General features: G+C 40.7%; 15 protein-coding genes. 2 read left to right on the forward strand and 13 right to left on the reverse strand.

Annotation, left to right across the window (positions count from 1 at the left end; genetic code table 11):
- Nucleotides 1–213: 213 nt before the first annotated feature.
- The 8 genes from AN393_RS20535 to argC all read right to left on the reverse strand — a co-directional run bounded on the left by AN393_RS20535 (nt 214) and on the right by argC (nt 7,556).
- Nucleotides 214–663: a hypothetical protein gene (locus tag AN393_RS20535; protein ID WP_235576188.1), complete on the reverse strand. Its 450-nt coding sequence runs from the start codon at nt 661–663 to the stop codon at nt 214–216.
- Between the two features lie 26 nt (nt 664–689).
- On the reverse strand, nt 690–1,220 hold the full coding sequence (locus AN393_RS06035; RefSeq protein ID WP_055017597.1) for a hypothetical protein: 531 nt from the start codon (nt 1,218–1,220) through the stop codon (nt 690–692).
- Nucleotides 1,221–1,236: 16 nt separating this feature from the next.
- A complete protein-coding gene (locus AN393_RS06040; RefSeq protein ID WP_055017598.1) occupies nt 1,237–1,434 on the reverse strand; it encodes a hypothetical protein in 198 nt (65 codons plus the stop codon).
- A gap of 288 nt (nt 1,435–1,722) precedes the next feature.
- Nucleotides 1,723–3,588, reverse strand: coding sequence for an argininosuccinate lyase (gene argH, locus AN393_RS06045; RefSeq protein ID WP_055017599.1), 1,866 nt, complete (start codon nt 3,586–3,588; stop codon nt 1,723–1,725).
- Nucleotides 3,589–3,639: 51 nt separating this feature from the next.
- Complete coding sequence (locus AN393_RS06050) at nt 3,640–4,842, reverse strand: argininosuccinate synthase (protein WP_055017600.1); 1,203 nt, start codon at nt 4,840–4,842, stop codon at nt 3,640–3,642.
- Complete coding sequence (locus AN393_RS06055; RefSeq protein WP_055017601.1) at nt 4,839–5,771, reverse strand: ornithine carbamoyltransferase; 933 nt, start codon at nt 5,769–5,771, stop codon at nt 4,839–4,841. The genes AN393_RS06050 and AN393_RS06055 overlap by 4 nt, the downstream gene beginning before the upstream one ends.
- 7 nt (nt 5,772–5,778) lie before the next feature.
- Nucleotides 5,779–6,546 (reverse strand): acetylglutamate kinase, encoded by a 768-nt coding sequence (argB, locus tag AN393_RS06060; protein WP_055014918.1) that lies wholly within the window; start codon nt 6,544–6,546, stop codon nt 5,779–5,781.
- Complete coding sequence (argC, locus tag AN393_RS06065; protein WP_055017602.1) at nt 6,546–7,556, reverse strand: N-acetyl-gamma-glutamyl-phosphate reductase; 1,011 nt, start codon at nt 7,554–7,556, stop codon at nt 6,546–6,548. The genes argB and argC overlap by 1 nt, the downstream gene beginning before the upstream one ends.
- A 218-nt stretch (nt 7,557–7,774) precedes the next feature.
- Between argC and argE the strand changes: the two genes are divergently transcribed.
- Nucleotides 7,775–8,926 (forward strand): acetylornithine deacetylase, encoded by a 1,152-nt coding sequence (gene argE / locus AN393_RS06070; RefSeq protein ID WP_055017603.1) that lies wholly within the window; start codon nt 7,775–7,777, stop codon nt 8,924–8,926.
- Nucleotides 8,927–9,003: 77 nt separating this feature from the next.
- On the opposite strand, the gene panP is transcribed toward argE, so the two are convergent.
- Nucleotides 9,004–10,632: a pyridoxal-dependent aspartate 1-decarboxylase PanP gene (panP, locus tag AN393_RS06075; protein WP_055014915.1), complete on the reverse strand. Its 1,629-nt coding sequence runs from the start codon at nt 10,630–10,632 to the stop codon at nt 9,004–9,006.
- Between the two features lie 274 nt (nt 10,633–10,906).
- Between panP and AN393_RS06080 the strand changes: the two genes are divergently transcribed.
- Nucleotides 10,907–12,787, forward strand: a complete 1,881-nt coding sequence (locus AN393_RS06080) for a GGDEF domain-containing protein (protein WP_055014914.1) — start codon at nt 10,907–10,909, stop codon at nt 12,785–12,787.
- Here AN393_RS06080 and AN393_RS06085 read toward each other — a convergent pair.
- Genes AN393_RS06085 through AN393_RS06100 form a run of 4 tightly spaced genes read right to left on the reverse strand, consistent with a single transcriptional unit; the run spans nt 12,784 to nt 15,766 of the window.
- Nucleotides 12,784–13,449: a tRNA (guanosine(46)-N(7))-methyltransferase TrmB gene (locus AN393_RS06085; protein WP_055014913.1), complete on the reverse strand. Its 666-nt coding sequence runs from the start codon at nt 13,447–13,449 to the stop codon at nt 12,784–12,786. The two genes, AN393_RS06080 and AN393_RS06085, sit on opposite strands and share 4 nt — an antisense overlap.
- Nucleotides 13,449–14,216, reverse strand: coding sequence for an ABC transporter permease (locus AN393_RS06090; RefSeq protein ID WP_004588540.1), 768 nt, complete (start codon nt 14,214–14,216; stop codon nt 13,449–13,451). The genes AN393_RS06085 and AN393_RS06090 overlap by 1 nt, the downstream gene beginning before the upstream one ends.
- On the reverse strand, nt 14,217–15,146 hold the full coding sequence (locus AN393_RS06095; protein ID WP_055017604.1) for an ABC transporter ATP-binding protein: 930 nt from the start codon (nt 15,144–15,146) through the stop codon (nt 14,217–14,219).
- Entirely contained in the window at nt 15,146–15,766 is a 621-nt protein-coding gene (locus AN393_RS06100; protein WP_055014911.1) for a flavin prenyltransferase UbiX, read from the reverse strand. Before AN393_RS06100 ends, AN393_RS06095 begins: the two co-directional genes overlap by 1 nt.
- Between the last annotated feature and the right edge of the window lies 1 nt (nt 15,767).

The following is a 15,767-nucleotide window of genomic DNA, read 5'->3' on the forward strand; positions in this document are numbered from 1 at the left end:
AATATATAAGCGAAATCGAAGTTAGAGATTACATCCATAATAGCCATGTTGCTTGAAACACTATCTAGTTAGGCAAAAAATGAGTAATATTAGCATAATTTATCTGCCCTTCGTCAGTACCATAGGTCTAATCAGGTAACTAAACTCAATAAATAGCTCAATAAATAGCTCCATAAATGCAGTTAATATCACGTTATTAAAGTTCAGCCACACTTATAACTTTTCAATAAGCCGATTACTCTTTAGCTGGTTAACCACTAATGAAAGCATCATTAATACATCAATTACGTTTACGCCGATAGAATAAACACTCCAATACCACCATGGCTCAAAGTTATATAGAACATATAAGTCATAATACAAAAGCAACGTAAGTACGGCATTAGCAGTTAAAGCCAGAATGAGGAACAGGAAAGCTTTAGTACGTTTAAAAACAATTAAGTGTTGTAAAGAGAGCAACGCGACAATTGTAATAAAATCGTATAAAGCCCAATTAAGATATAGGTTCTCTAACAATTTTAGATAGCTGCTGAAAATATATGAGCAAAGCATTAACGCAGACAAATAAACAGGAGATTTATTGTCTTTGTTTATGCTAGAGACTAAGCAGTAGAGGAAGGCCATTAAAAAGCCCCACTGGGAAAAAGCCGCTAAGTAATCCATTAGGGCTTCAGAAATATACATTTAAGCTAGATTGTAGGCTGTGGTTTTGAAGGTTTAAACAAACTGAGCAGCTTGTTTTTGAGTTTGTGAAGACCTAAGAAATCCCTATCTACAATCAATGACACAGCCATTAATAAATCGACTGTAATAACCGAGAAAGTATAAAAATCCCAAAAAAACCATGGTCTATTGCGTAGTATAAAGGTGTCCAGTTGCATACATAAAGCTAAAATAAGATTCGTAGACAATCCAAAAATTAAATAAAGCAGTGAACTAGAGCTTGTTTTAATAAAATATTTCGCTATGAGAAGTGCAGCTATAGTGCAACCATCATATATTGCTAAATCTAAATAAGTTAATGCATAAATAGACAACCAATCTAAAAAGTACTCATACGATGAGTATGAAATAAACATGATTAATGAACTGAGTAAAAGGGTAGTATTTCTCTTATTACCAATAGAGTAAACAAAAACGTTAAACAAAAAGGCCATCATAAAAGCCCACATTGTAAAAGCTGACAAAGAAAAATGACCAAAAAACTCAGTTAAAAACATCAAGAACCTTTAGTTGTTATTTTGGTTTAGGAGCACCAGGTAAAATTGAAGCTTGTCGTTCAGTTCCCATGCTAGCAGCTATACCCTCTTGAGAGAAGCTTACTGTATCAGATTGTAGGGTTTTAGGGCTAGCAATTTGTTCCGCTGCAGGCTGTAATTGTTGTGTTTTATTGTATGCTTGCATTTGTAATTGGCTATTAGCTGAAACTTGCATGTGATTGATCCTTGTAAAAGTTTTAATATTTTTTGGCGCAACTTATAATCACACCATCATGTAGGTAATTGCATTACCTGTTTTAAGCAGTGATAGCTATTTTGCTATCTGACTTATACAAAGCAACCAGTGTGCCAATATTTTTTGACACATTAAAAATATATGCTAGCAACTACTATTTATTAAAACAAAACCTAATATTAACTAGCGCCAAACTCATCTGACCAGTTTATAATACACATAAAAAAACGTACAGGGGTAACCGTACGTTTTTTATATCCAGGGAATTTAAGCCACGTATTTACACGGGATCTCCGCACGTGTACTTGGCTTTAAAATATATTCCATTGCTACTTCGTCGCAGTTTTCTTTACGAAGGCAAAGCTCACAATCTTTCATTACTTTTTCTGGTAACGATTCTTTGCTACAAAAAGTAAAACGTTGCTGTTCAAAAAAATCTGGCACGCGGGTTAATACAATAACTCGATTAAGCGCCAATTTTTTGGCTTTTGCTAATAAGTGCTCTACAAGCTGCCTACCTTGCCCAGTTACTGCACTTTGTGGATCTACGCCTAAAGAGCGTATTTCAGCAAGCCCCGTATCGTAAATGTACAGCGATGCACAGCCCGACACCTTGCCGTCTATTTCTGTTACTGCAAATTCGTTAATTGAATGGACCATGTCGCTTTTTGCACGCGGCAAGTTTTCGCCAACGGTTGCCCAGTGCTGTATAAGCCGAGCAATATCTTCAACATCATCTAAATTTGCATCACGAACCGTTATTTGCTGTTTTTTTTTGGCTTCTTTTACTGCTTTAGTCACTTGCTCAATAGAGGTACCGCCAAGCGCTTGACGCGCTTTAATACAGGCATCTATTTCAAGTACTGGATAAACGTCATCTTCAAATACGTCATTAACTGACTTGTACTGCTCAAGCGAAAGCTCTTCAAGGGTTTTACCTTCGCTTATAGCAAGCTGCACCAGTACACCCACAATGTGGTGGCCTTCTCTAAATGGCACACCTTTAGCTACTAAGTAGTCTGCAAGCTCAGTTGCATTAGCATGGCCACCTTTTGCCGCTGCAAGCGTTTTATCGCCGTTTACTTTTACGCCTTTAATACACGCTTGCGCCATGTGAATACAAGCAAGCCACGTAGGCATAGCGTCAAATAGGCCTTCTTTGTCTTCTTGCATATCTTTATTGTACGCTAGAGGAAGTGCTTTTAAGGTCATCATCATGGCACTAAATGCGCCAAATACACGGCCAGTTTTACCACGAATAAGCTCTAGTGCATCAGGGTTCTTTTTCTGCGGCATTAACGATGAGCCAGAGGTAACATTATCAGCAAGTTCTATAAATCCGGCTTCACCAGAATTATAAAATATTAAATCTTCAGCCATACGTGATAAGTGAATCATCGAAATAGAGGCACAGCTTAAAAGCTCTACTACAAAATCACGGTCAGATACGCCATCAAGGCTGTTTTTAGTTGCGCCAGTAAAGCCTAGACCTTGCGCCAACGCTTGGCGATCAATTGGGTATGCAGTACCAGCGAGTGCACCACTGCCTAGAGGGCAAAAATTAAAACGCGCTTTGGCATCTTGTAGGCGGCTCTCATCACGCTCTAGCATTTCTACGTAAGCCATACACCAGTGGCTAAACAATACCGGTTGAGCACGTTGTAAGTGAGTGTAGCCTGGCAATATAGTGCCCAGTTCGCGCTCAGCTAACGCCACAAACTCAGCTTTTAGTGCAGCAATAGCACCCAGTAGATGATCGGCAGTATCGCGGCACCATAATCTAAAGTCGGTGGCTACTTGGTCATTACGGCTTCGGCCTGTGTGTAGCTTTTTAGCTAAATCGCCTACTTTTTCGATTAGTGCAGCTTCTACGTGCGAGTGAATGTCTTCTGCACCTGAGGTTGCCACAGCCTGTGGATCTGCTTTTACTTCTTCAAGCAGTTCATTAAGTGCTGCAACTAACTTTGTGTGCTCATCGCTTGTAAGTACATTTACTTGCTCAAGCGCACCTGCCCATGCCACAGAGCCAATAATGTCTTGCTCTGCTAACTGATAATCGAACGGAAGTGAGTCGTTAAATTGTTTAAACGCCTCATCTGGACCCGTAGAAAAACGTCCGCCCCATAATGCCATGAAATCTCTCCAAACCCTGTAATGCCCCTTATGCAAGGGGCTATAAATAATTTACTTTTTAGCCATTGCTGAAATTCTGCTCGAAAGCGAGAATAAACGAATAAAGCCTTCAGCATGTGACTGATCATATACGTCGTCTTCACCAAAGGTAGCAAAGTCTTCGCTGTATAAGCTATTAGGTGATTTTTTCTGAACGGCGGTTACTTGGCCTTTGTAAAGCTTAAGTACAACTTCACCTGTTGCTAGTGTAGAAAGCGCTTCTGCACCGGCTAAAATAGAGTCTTTTAGTGGTGTAAACCAACGACCGTCATAAACTAAATGCGAAAATTCACCGCCCAGTACTTCTTTCCACTTACGGCTTGATTTATCAAGCACTAGCTCGTCAATGGCTTGCAGTGCCGCCATAATCACGGTACCGCCTGGTGTTTCGTAACAGCCGCGCGATTTCATGCCCACTAAACGGTTTTCTACAATATCTACACGGCCAACACCATGTGGCGCAGCAATGTCGTTTAATTTAACTAAACAGTCGTAAGGTTTAAGCTGCTCACCATTTACCGCAACCACTTCGCCTTCAACAACTTTTAGAGTTACTAGCTCTGATTTATCGGGTGCTTGCTCTGGTGAGTTAGTCCACGTCCACACTTGGTCGCTCGGCTCACACCATGGGTCTTCAAGCTCGCCACCTTCGTGCGAAATATGCCACGCATTAGCATCTCGGCTGTAAATTTTTGTTGCAGAAGCAGAACACGGAATATCACGCTCAGCTAAGTAATCTAATAATGATTCACGGCTTGATAAGTCCCACTCACGCCACGGTGCAATAACTTTTAAATCAGGTGCAAGCGCTGCAAAGCACGACTCAAAACGAACTTGGTCGTTACCCTTACCAGTACAACCATGCGAAAGTGCATCAGCACCTACTTTACGTGCAATTTCAACTTGCGCTTTAGCAATAATAGGACGCGCCATTGACGTACCTAATAAATACGTACCTTCGTAAATAGAACCCGTTTTAAGGGTTGGGTAAATGTAGTCACTTACCATTTCATCTTTTAAGTCAACTACGTAACACTCTGATGCGCCTGATGCGATGGCTTTTTCTTCAACGCCTTCAAGCTCTTCAGCGCCTTGGCCTACATCGGCAACAAAGGCAATAACCTCACAACCGTAGTTTTCTTTTAACCATGGCACGATAGCTGAAGTATCAAGACCACCTGAATAGGCTAAAACGACTTTTTTAATTGAACTCATAGGTGTTCCTTAACAAAATTTGGATTTAGTAATGTAACTAGCAGAGCATTTTGCGCATGCATGCGATTTTCTGCTTGTTGAATAATTTTTGATGCTGGGCCATCCATTACCTCAGAGGTAATTTCAAACTCACGGTGTGCCGGTTGGCAATGTAATACCGTAGTCGCACCTGTTTGTTCTAGCAATGCTTGGTTTAGCTGATATGGCATGTATTTTTCTTTAACTTGCTCAAGCGGCGTATCGTCACCCATAGACACCCAGGTATCTGCATATACAACGTTTGCGCCTACAGCCGCCTCTACACGGTCGCTTACCATGACTGATGCACCGTTCATTGCCGCTATTTGCTCGGCCTTTTTAAGAATTTGCGAATCAGGCGAGCTGCCTTTTGGTGTAACAGCAACAAAATCAGTACCTAGCGTTGCCGCTAATAACATAAGTGAATGAGTAACGTTGTTACCTTCACCTAAGTAAGCCACTTTAAGCTCACTCACATCGCCATGTACTTCTTGTAGTGTTAAAAAGTCAGCCAATGCTTGGCACGGGTGATATAAATCACACAAGCTATTAACGACAGGTACACTCGAGTACTCACCTAAGGTGGTTAACGTGCTGTGCTGGTTTACACGCGCTACAATCCCATCAGCCCATGTAGAAATATTCAGCGCGAAGTCTTTTACCGATTCACGTGCACCCATAGCGCCATTTTGCTGGTCTAAATATACAGCGTGACCACCTAAACGATTAATACCAATATCAAACGATAAACGCGTACGTAAACTTTGCTTTTCAAATAAGGTAACAACTGACTTGCCTGCTAGTACTTGGCTGTATTTCGCTGGATTTGCTTTTAAATCACGCGCAAGCTTTAATAAATTAAGTGCGCCTTGTTGGTCTAATTCTAGACCCGTTAAAAAATTCTCTAACATGGTAACCCTATGGTGTAATCTTTGTTCCGACATGCTCGCCTTGTAGCAAAGCAGTTAAGTTTTCTGGCTTTTGCCAGCTGGAAATATACACACCTCGTCGTAAATGTTGGGCAGCGTGTAGGCTGGTCTTCACTTTGACCTCCATCCCGCCCAAAATCACTCCTTCATCAATTAAAGTATCAATGTGTTTTGTGTCAAGTTGATGTAGCGGTTGTTTATTTGCATCAAGTACCGCCTCTACATCGGTCATAAATATAAGTTCTGCGTTTAAGTTGCTCGCAATCGCTGCCGCAGCTTCATCGGCATTGACGTTGTACCAATTGCCTTGCTCATCAAAGCCGATTGAGCTCACAATAGGTAAGCGACCAAGCTTAAGTAAATCATTCACTATTGAATCATCATTACTTGTGCATTTACCTACTTGACCAAGTGCTTTTAGTTTTTGCGACGCCATCACACCGGCTTCATAAAGGCTTAAACCAACAGGTTTATGCCCTGCATTAATAGCTTGGCTTACCAGCTGCTTATTTGCACAGCCAGCCAACGCCCCCACTATGTAAGGCATTTGCTCACTTGGGCTAATACGTAAGCCTTGGTGTTTTGCACTAGCAAATCCAGCTTGTTGTAGCCAGGTATCAACTAACGAGCCGCCACCATGCACTATTACAAACTGATTATTTTGATCTGTGCTTAATACATCAAACAACGCTTTTGCTGCGTTTTCAGAGTTAAGTACAGCACCACCTAATTTAATTACCCACGTTTTAGTGCTCATTAAAAGGCTCCCTTTAAACCCGTTGTATGATCTAAATTCATAGATAAGTTAATGCACTGCAATGCTTGGCCTGCAGCGCCTTTTAATAAATTATCTATGGCTGCCATAACAATTAACTGCGAGCCTTGTTGCTGCCAACCAATATCAACGTACGGCTGTTTAGCTACACCTTTAATAGAGGGTATTTTATCGCCTAGCAAACGAATCAATGGCTCGTTTTCAAGTACTTTATAAGCATCAGAAACGTTTTCCTTGGTAACGTTTGGCTTAAGCTGTACATAGATAGTTTCTAAAATCCCACGCGGAAAATTACCTAAGTGCGGTGTAAATAACACCTTGTGTCCCAGGTGCTGTTCGATTTCTGGTCCATGGCGATGGTTAAATAAACCATACGGGGCAAGCGACACTTCGCAAAAGTGAGTACCTACGCTGGCTTTGCGCCCAGCACCAGTTACACCAGAAACCGCATTAATAATTACTTTTTCATCACTTAACAATCCAGCCTGCTGCAGTGGTTTTAACGCATTAAGTGCGGCTGTAGGATAACAACCTGCCACAGCAACAAGTTGTGCGCTTGCTATGGCATCACTGTTCCACTCAGCTAACCCGTAAGCCGCTTCACTTAATAGCGCTGGGTGTTGGTGCTCAAAGCCATAGTAAGTGACGTAGTCGTCATTACTAGCAAGGCGGTAGCCGCCAGATAAATCAAATACTTTTTTACCCATGGCTAAAAATTGCGGGGCTAAATCAACACTTACTTTATGATCAGTACATAAACAGATGAAATCAGCGCTTGCGCTAATATCATCAAACGCAGAGTCACTTAGAGGTAATAATGGCAAGTCCAGTAATCCGTTATGCTCTGGGTATAAATCACTTAATAATTTATGTTTATCTAAACTTCCCTCAGACACATAACAACCTGATAAAGTTAAATTAGGGTGCTTAGCAACTAAACTTGCTAATTCTGCGCCGCTGTAACCGCTTGCGCCAATAATCACTACATTCATTTGTTACTCGATTATAAATTTACTACTAAATAGGGATGGTGTTCGCTTACACTAGCTTAGATGCTAGCTAATACTTTTCTTAATGAATTGTTGATTATCGTCGCATTATCTTCATGGCTATACTTAATATATTTATGCTTAAAAAGTGAATTGATATTCATCATAAATACTTTTATATTGTTATGCAATTAAATTGAATAATTATTTTGGATTTTTTTATGTCTTTGCCGTCATTTATCTCAATGTACCAACAACTCATTGCTGCCCCCTCTATTAGTGCAATAGAGGATGATCTTTGTATGAGTAATAAAGGGGTAATAGAGTTACTTGCACAGTGGTGTGAAAGCCTTGGTTTTACATGCGAAATTATAGAATTAGAAGGCGGTAAAGGCCGATACAATTTATTAGCTAAACGCGGCCAAGGTGATGGCGGTTTAATGCTTGCAGGGCACACCGATACTGTACCGTTTGATGATAGCCGCTGGAACCACAACCCGTTTAAACTAACAGAGCACAATAATAAATTGTATGGATTAGGCAGCATTGATATGAAAGGCTTTTTTGCTTTTGTGCTGCAAGCAATTAGTGAACTTGATGAAAAGCAACAATCTCAGCCTATTTTAATACTTGCCACTGCCGATGAAGAAACCACCATGGCGGGTGCACAGCAAATTTGCAAGCACCCTAATTTAAAACCTGCTCGCTGTATAATTGGCGAACCTACTGATATGACTCCTGTATTTACCCACAAGGGGCATATGAGTACCGCTATAAGAGTGGTAGGCCGTTCAGGTCATAGCTCCGATCCCGAACGTGGACTTAACGCCATCGAAGTCATGCATAAATTGATTACAAAATTGCTGATCTTAAAAGAGCAGTTAAAGAATAAATATTCAATTGAACATTTTGAAATACCTTACCCTACTTTAAACTTAGGCAATATTCATGGTGGTGATAATGCAAACCGCATTTGTGGGTGCTGCGAAATGCACATAGATATGCGCCCACTCCCGGGGTTAAGCATTAAAGACCTACAAGCTTTGCTTATTGATGCCACCCGCGATATAAACGCGCAATACCCAAACGCAGTAAGTGTGATTGATTTACACGACCCCATTCCTGCTTTTAGTGGTAGCACCGACAGCGCACTCGTTAAAATGGCAGAAAAAATTGCAGGAGAGAAAGCTGTTGCCGTTAACTATTGCACGGAGGCGCCGTTTATCCAGCAACTTGGTTGTGAAACAATAGTCATGGGGCCTGGCTCTATTAATCAAGCTCACCAACCCGATGAGTTTTTAGCAATGGAGAAAATAAACCCATCGCAAAAAATTATAACTGACATTATTAAAGCAAACTGCTTTAACGCTTAAAAAAGACTGTATTAAAAACTAATAGCAAAAATAACAAAGGCGCCCAATGGCGCCTTTGCTTTAGTAATACCTATGCGTTACTGCATATACTTACTTAAGTACTTTTTAAATACAGGGTCTGTTTTTGCAAGCTCTTTTTGCTCAGCTAAAATCTCTTTTAATATAACCCCCGATGTTAGCGGGTTAGCCAATACAACTCTAAATACCACTGTCGGTTGATTGTCATACTTTGAAGGTGTTAAACGAGTCCGCGATACAAACGAGCGCCCTGATTCACGTTGGCGTTTTTGCATACTGGCAGTGAAGCGGTTAAGCGACGCGAAAATTTCTAATCGTGTTGCGGCATCCGCTTGGGCTATAGCCTGCTTAATTTGTTTAGGCACATAACGGTATGTAAGTAAACACAACTCAGGCTCAGAAATCAGCTCAAAGTCTTCATCGGCTTTAATTAAATCTGCAAAGTAATGTGCTTTTTTGATACTACGATCAATCAGCATTTCGTACCCTTTACGACCAATTACACGTAAGCAAGCATGTACTAACATAGCCATACCAGGGCGGCTGCCTTCGAGTGTATGGCTTCCCAAATCTTTTGAGCCCTTACGTAATATGTACTCTGCATGGTGCTCTATTGCATCCGTAGCGGTTGGGTCTTTAAATAACACCAAGCCTGCGCCCATTGGCACATACATTTGTTTGTGCGCATCAATGGTGATTGAATCTGCGCGCTCAATTCCTTTTAGTAAAGGGCGATGCGTTTGCGATAAAAGCGTAGCCCCACCCCACGCGGCATCTACATGAAAGTGGCAATTTATTTCTTGCGCTAAGTCGGCCATATCATCAAGAGGGTCGATATTGCCGGTTTCGGTAGTCCCTGCAACCCCAACAATGGCCATAACTTTTATGCCTTGCGATTCAAGCTCTAAGGCTTTTTCGCGCATGGCATTCACATCAACCTTGTTATTTTCGCAGGTTTTTACACCCATTAAGTTTTCACGGCCGATGCCTAGTAAGTCAATTGATTTACCTAAAGAATAATGCCCTCGCTCAGACACTAAAACCGCTAGCCCTTTGTAGCCATAATGCAGCATACCGGCTACGAGCCCTTGAGCGGCAATGCCTTTAAAGCTGCCGTCGGGTTTTAATAAGCGGTTACGTGCAATCCACAGGGCCGTTATGTTTGCAACTGTACCACCGGAGCAAAAAGCGCCGAGTGATGTTTTAGCGCTGTGCATCCATTTAGAATAAAACGACTCATCTTGCGAGTAAGCTAAATGATGCATCATGCCTAGTACTTGGCGCTCTAGCGGGGTAAATGCTTTTGAGGTTTCTATTTTTACTAGGTTTTGATTAAGCCCCACCATTAACTTTGACAGCGGCAGTAAAAAATGCGGAAGCGCCGATGTCATATGACCAATAAAGCTAGGCGCAGCCGTGTGCACCGAATGGGCAACTAGCTGCTCCATAATATCTTGGGCGTAAGCAGATACAAACGTTGGGTTTTCTGGGATCACCGCAGCCTGAAAATCTTTTTCAATTTCATGTAATGGTTTTTCAATTGCCGCTATATTTTCGTTTAAAAACCCTGCTAAATTACTCGAAATTTCAAGCTCAATTTTGCTTAAAGTTGAGTCTGGCGCTTCAGGTACAGTAAATATACGCTTAAGGCTTTCTTTAGAGGCGACGGCACAACGCTTTTGATCCATCTTTATACCTAGTGTGTGTAGCTAAAACACGCGTTTAACAGTTAAAAATGCCAAACTATGGCGCTATTATAAGCAGCGTGCTTCTTTTAAAAATTGCGCTAACTTTACTGCAATATAAGTAAAATGTCTCCCTTTAAGCCATAAAAGCGGCAAAACGGATGACAAATATTGTAAAAAAATTTCAATAATAGGATTTTATTAAAAAGTCACATTTTAGTTTTGGGCAAATTACATTTATGCGTATACTTAACATGTGTAACAATAAGGGACAAGTATGCTCACAGGGAAATTAAAAGGGAAGTGGTTTATAGCTGGCTTTACATTGTTTTTGGTCAGTTTATTAGTCTATGTTTATTACACCTATAGCTCTGCACGTAGTGAAATAATGCGCGCAGTAGATGAGCGTCTTCTAAATGCAGCCACTAGCGTAAAACATATTTTAGGGCAAAGTTACCACGATAGAATTAGCCAAGGCTACGATATTGGTTTTTCGGTTTACCAAACTAAAAGCAAACAACTCTCAGAGCTTGCACAAGCGCTTGATATAGCTTATGTGTATTCGATGGTTATGCGCGATAACAAAGTTTATTTTACCTCATCCAGTTACACTAAAGACGATCAAGAAAACGCACGTGTTACGCAATTTCTCGACTTATACCCAGAGGCCACCGACATCAACAAGGGCGCGTTTTATTCTACCGAGCCTGTTTTTGAGCAATCAAGCGACCAATGGGGTGATTTTAAAACTGTTTTTATTCCCTTCGTAGATAAATATGGTACTACCTTCATTACAGGTGCCGACATAACCTTAGATGATTTAAATAAAAAACTTCAATACAGCGTCACTAAAGCCATAATAACGGCGTGCTTTTTCTTTTTTATTGCGGTACTGGTTGCGGCCATTTATATATATTTGTTAAAGCGTACCCTAGCAACCGATGCCAGTACTGGCTTTGCTAATCACATTGCGCTTGAGTACTTTATTAAAAAGAGCCATTCACACCACATGCAACTTGCCATTATTTGGGTGAACGAAATTGAAGATATTAATAGCTTTTATGGCACTCAAATTGGCGACAACGTAATGAAAAGCTTGCTCAGTCATTATCAAAGTCGCAGTCCACAAAACTGTAAAGTGTACCGGCTTGCCACCAATAAAATTGCAATTCTTGCACCTAAAAACTTCAAAAATAGCGAACTGAACGATTTAGTCGAATCGTATAACGCGAATAGCCCTGTATTAACAAATCCGTTTATTTATATAACTTACTGTGCTGGTATTGCCAGCGGTAATAAATCGTTATTGATTGAAAATGCACATATTGCAACACTTCAGGCTAAGCATGGCCGTGGTAAGATCATTAGCTACTCAAAAGTAATGAGTGATGTGAAAAATCAGTATCAGTATAATGTAAGCCTTGCTAAAGAAGTGCAAGAAGCGTTTGATAACAACCGCATAGTGCCTTATTTTCAAGCTATGTTTAACACCACCAATAATGAAATAGTCCATTACCAATGTTTGGCCAGAATGGTAACTAAAAGTGGTGAAATTTTAAAACCCGACTCATTTTTAAACGTAGTGAGCCGCTCAAGAATGGGTGGACTATTAACCCGCACGCTATTTAGCCAATGTATAGAACGCTTTAGAAAAACAGATATACGCTGGTGCTTAAATATAAGTGACAAGGATATTCTCGATCCAAGTTTGAGTGAATACATTTCCAACGAGCTTAAACGTTACCCTCACCCAGAAAACATAACGCTTGGCCTTTTTGAGTCACACGCTATTACTCACTTTTTAGAGGTTAAAACGTTTATTTCTATGGTAAAAACTAAAGGGGTAAATGTCATTATTACTGGTTTTGGCAGCGGTTATTCAAATATTTCGAATGTGCTAAAGCTTGAAGTAAACGGTATAAAACTCGACGGCGCATTAGTAAAACAGGCCGTAAGCGATGAAAATATAGCATTATTTATTGAGCATACAGTTAATGCTGCAAAGCAACTTGGTTTAACGCTCATGGCAGAGTCGGTAGAAAATATAAGTATTGAAAATGCACTTAAAAATGTCGATGTGGCGCTAATGCAAGGTAATTATTTTGCTTACCCAACGCCACATGTTAACTCCCCTAGCCAAGAGGAAGTAGTCGTTTAAAGGTCAATCACTAAACGGTGGCTTTGTTGGCCGCTAGCCCAGTATTTACGTTCAAACGGAGTAATTGCTTCGTTTGACTCATACTGGGTTACCTCACAAGGCTTACCCGCAAGCTCAAGCGCTCTGGCAAATTCTTTTACATAAATATCCCAGTTACTTCGCACCTCTAAGCGACCACCTAGCTTAACAATAAACGGAAAAATAGCCGCACCATGCCACCTACGCTGAATATGCTTAGACTTAGGCCAAGGGTTAGGATAAAGCAAATAATGATGAGTAGGCTGCCAATTAGCAGCCACAGCTAAACGCCAAAAGTCGTTTAAGTCAGCTTGTACTAAAATATACTGGCCGCTGTCTGTTTGTTTATACTCAACATCGTGCTTATCTAAGCGGTGTGATGATTTATCTATACCAATAATTAACGCATCTGGATGGCGCTTAGCTAAATTGGCGCTACTTTCTCCTACCCCACAGCAGGAGTCTAAAATAAGCGGGCCATTAAACGCTTTCACTTGCTCATTTACTTCATCAAACGCTTTTTGAGTATGCTCAGCAATAGGCTTTTTAAACTCTGCGTTTAAATGCTTGTTAACGATTTCATCAAGCTTTTCGTGTATACCCGCTTGATTAGATACAATACGACGTGAATTTGCATCGCTCATTAATGTCTAAGCCCCACACCTTTTTTAATTAATGTTAGTGCTAAAGTAAATAGCACCGTAATAAATACTAATATAACACCAAGCGCGACGCTTAAATCAACATCCGACACACCTAAAAAGCCATAACGAAACGCATTAACCATATAAATAATTGGGTTTATTTGCGATACATTTTGCCAAAACTCTGGCAGTAGCGTAATTGAATAAAATACGCCGCCTAAGTATGTTAGTGGCGTTAAAATAAAGGTTGGGATAATACTAATATCGTCAAAACTATTGGCGTAAATAGCGTTAATTAAACCACCTAGTGCAAACACCGCTGAGGTTAAAATTACCGTTGCCATAATTACAAATATATTATGTATTTGAATATCCACAAACAACAGCGATACACAGGTAACAATAAAGCCCACCATCATGCCGCGGGTCATACCACCGCCCATATAGCCCAGTACAATGATGTAATTAGGCACAGGCGCAACTAGTAACTCTTCAATACTTTTTTGAAACTTGGTTGAATAAAAACTAGAAGCAACATTAGAATATGAGTTGGTAATAACCGACATCATTATTAGCCCCGGAACAATAAATTCCATGTAGCTAAAGCCGCCCATTTCACCGATGCGCGAACCTATTAAATTACCAAAAATAACAAAGTACAAACTCATCGTAATCGCCGGCGGTACTAAGGTTTGCACCCAAATACGTAAAAAACGAATACACTCTTTAATCCATAAACTCTTTAAGGCTACGCCATATTTAAACATTTATTCGCCCCGCCCTTGCTCTAATAATCCTACAAATAACTCTTCTAATCTGTTTGCTTTATTACGCATACTCAAAACAGTGTTACCTTGCTCGGTTAGCGCGCTAAAAACTGCGTTTAACCCTTGAGATTTAGCCACTTCAACTTCTATGGTGTGCTCGTCAGGCATGCTAAACGAGTACCCTTCAAGGGTGACTGGCTGCGCTGGCTGTTTTAAATCAAGTACAAAGGTTTCTTTATCAAGCTTTGCAAGTAATGCTTTTATTGTGGTGTTTTCTACAATGCGACCAGTATCAATAATGGCAATATTTTTACACAGTAGTTCGGCTTCTTCGAGGTAATGCGTGGTTAAAATAATCGTTACGCCTTGCTCATTTATTTTGCGTAAAAAGTCCCACATTGAACGGCGCAGCTCTATATCAACCCCTGCTGTAGGCTCATCAAGTATAAGTAGCTTAGGCTCATGCATTAATGCGCGGGCAATCATTAAACGACGTTTCATGCCCCCTGAAAGTGTGCGTGCTTGCTTGTCTTTTTTCTCAAGTAAACCAAGTTGAGCTAAGTATTTATCGGCACGCTTGTGCGCCTCGCTGCGAGTAACACCGTAGTAACCTGCTTGATTTACCAATATTTGTCCAAGCGTTTCAAACTGACTAAAGTTAAACTCTTGTGGTACAAGTCCTAAATGCGCTTTAGCAGCTTCAAGGTCGGTATCGATGTTGTGACCAAACACCTCCACCTTTCCTTGGGTTTTATTGACTAGTGAAGAAATAACACCAATAGTGGTGGATTTACCTGCGCCATTTGGGCCAAGCAAGGCAAAAAAGTCGCCTTCAAAAACTTGTAAATCAACCCCTTTTACGGCCTCTACGCCATTATTATAAACCTTGGTTAGGCCTTCTATATTTAAAGCAACATTTTGCTTATCCATTATTTACCCTCACCATAACCCCAACGTTTAGTTAGGTTATGTTCAATGTTTAAATGATCTAAAATTCGCGCCACCATAAAATCAACTAAGTCTTGAATGCTCTGTGGCTGGTGATAAAAGCCAGGTGCTGCTGGCATAATAGTGACCCCTAAACGCGCAAGCTTTAACATATTTTCAAGATGAATTTCGCTAAAGGGGGTTTCACGTGGTACTAAAATTAGTTGGCCTCGCTCTTTAATAACCACATCAGCTGCACGCTCGAGTAGGTTATCAGATGCCCCTAGTGCAATAGCTGATACAGAGCCCGCACTACATGGGCATACCACCATTTTTTTAGGGGCCGCAGAGCCTGAAGCAACGGGGCTAAACCAATTATCTTTACCAAATACTTTTAACTGCTCTGGCTTGGCATTAAATAAAGCGCTTAACTGCTCGGTTGCTTTATCTTCATTAGCTGAGAGTTTAATGTTTGACTCAGTATCGAGCACCACGCGCGCAGCACTTGATATAAGTACATACACTTGAAATTGCTGAGCGAGTAATACTTCAAGCAATCTTAAACCGTAAGGCGCGCCTGAAGCACCACTAAACGCCAGTGTAATTTTATCTTTGTACTGCACA

The organism is Pseudoalteromonas sp. P1-25 (assembly GCF_001401805.1).
Lineage (GTDB): Bacteria > Pseudomonadota > Gammaproteobacteria > Enterobacterales > Alteromonadaceae > Pseudoalteromonas.

Bases quoted from the DNA above. Each gene is read 5' to 3' on its own strand.
- AN393_RS20535 (WP_235576188.1), bottom strand. From the start codon at position 663: ATGGATTACTTAGCGGCTTTTTCCCAGTGGGGCTTTTTAATGGCCTTC.
- AN393_RS06035 (WP_055017597.1), bottom strand. From the start codon at position 1,220: ATGTTTTTAACTGAGTTTTTTGGTCATTTTTCTTTGTCAGCTTTTACA.
- AN393_RS06040 (WP_055017598.1), bottom strand. From the start codon at position 1,434: ATGCAAGTTTCAGCTAATAGCCAATTACAAATGCAAGCATACAATAAA.
- argH (WP_055017599.1), bottom strand. From the start codon at position 3,588: ATGGCATTATGGGGCGGACGTTTTTCTACGGGTCCAGATGAGGCGTTT.
- AN393_RS06050 (WP_055017600.1), bottom strand. From the start codon at position 4,842: ATGAGTTCAATTAAAAAAGTCGTTTTAGCCTATTCAGGTGGTCTTGAT.
- AN393_RS06055 (WP_055017601.1), bottom strand. From the start codon at position 5,771: ATGTTAGAGAATTTTTTAACGGGTCTAGAATTAGACCAACAAGGCGCA.
- argB (WP_055014918.1), bottom strand. From the start codon at position 6,546: ATGAGCACTAAAACGTGGGTAATTAAATTAGGTGGTGCTGTACTTAAC.
- argC (WP_055017602.1), bottom strand. From the start codon at position 7,556: ATGAATGTAGTGATTATTGGCGCAAGCGGTTACAGCGGCGCAGAATTA.
- argE (WP_055017603.1), top strand. From the start codon at position 7,775: ATGTCTTTGCCGTCATTTATCTCAATGTACCAACAACTCATTGCTGCC.
- panP (WP_055014915.1), bottom strand. From the start codon at position 10,632: ATGGATCAAAAGCGTTGTGCCGTCGCCTCTAAAGAAAGCCTTAAGCGT.
- AN393_RS06080 (WP_055014914.1), top strand. From the start codon at position 10,907: ATGCTCACAGGGAAATTAAAAGGGAAGTGGTTTATAGCTGGCTTTACA.
- AN393_RS06085 (WP_055014913.1), bottom strand. From the start codon at position 13,449: ATGAGCGATGCAAATTCACGTCGTATTGTATCTAATCAAGCGGGTATA.
- AN393_RS06090 (WP_004588540.1), bottom strand. From the start codon at position 14,216: ATGTTTAAATATGGCGTAGCCTTAAAGAGTTTATGGATTAAAGAGTGT.
- AN393_RS06095 (WP_055017604.1), bottom strand. From the start codon at position 15,146: ATGGATAAGCAAAATGTTGCTTTAAATATAGAAGGCCTAACCAAGGTT.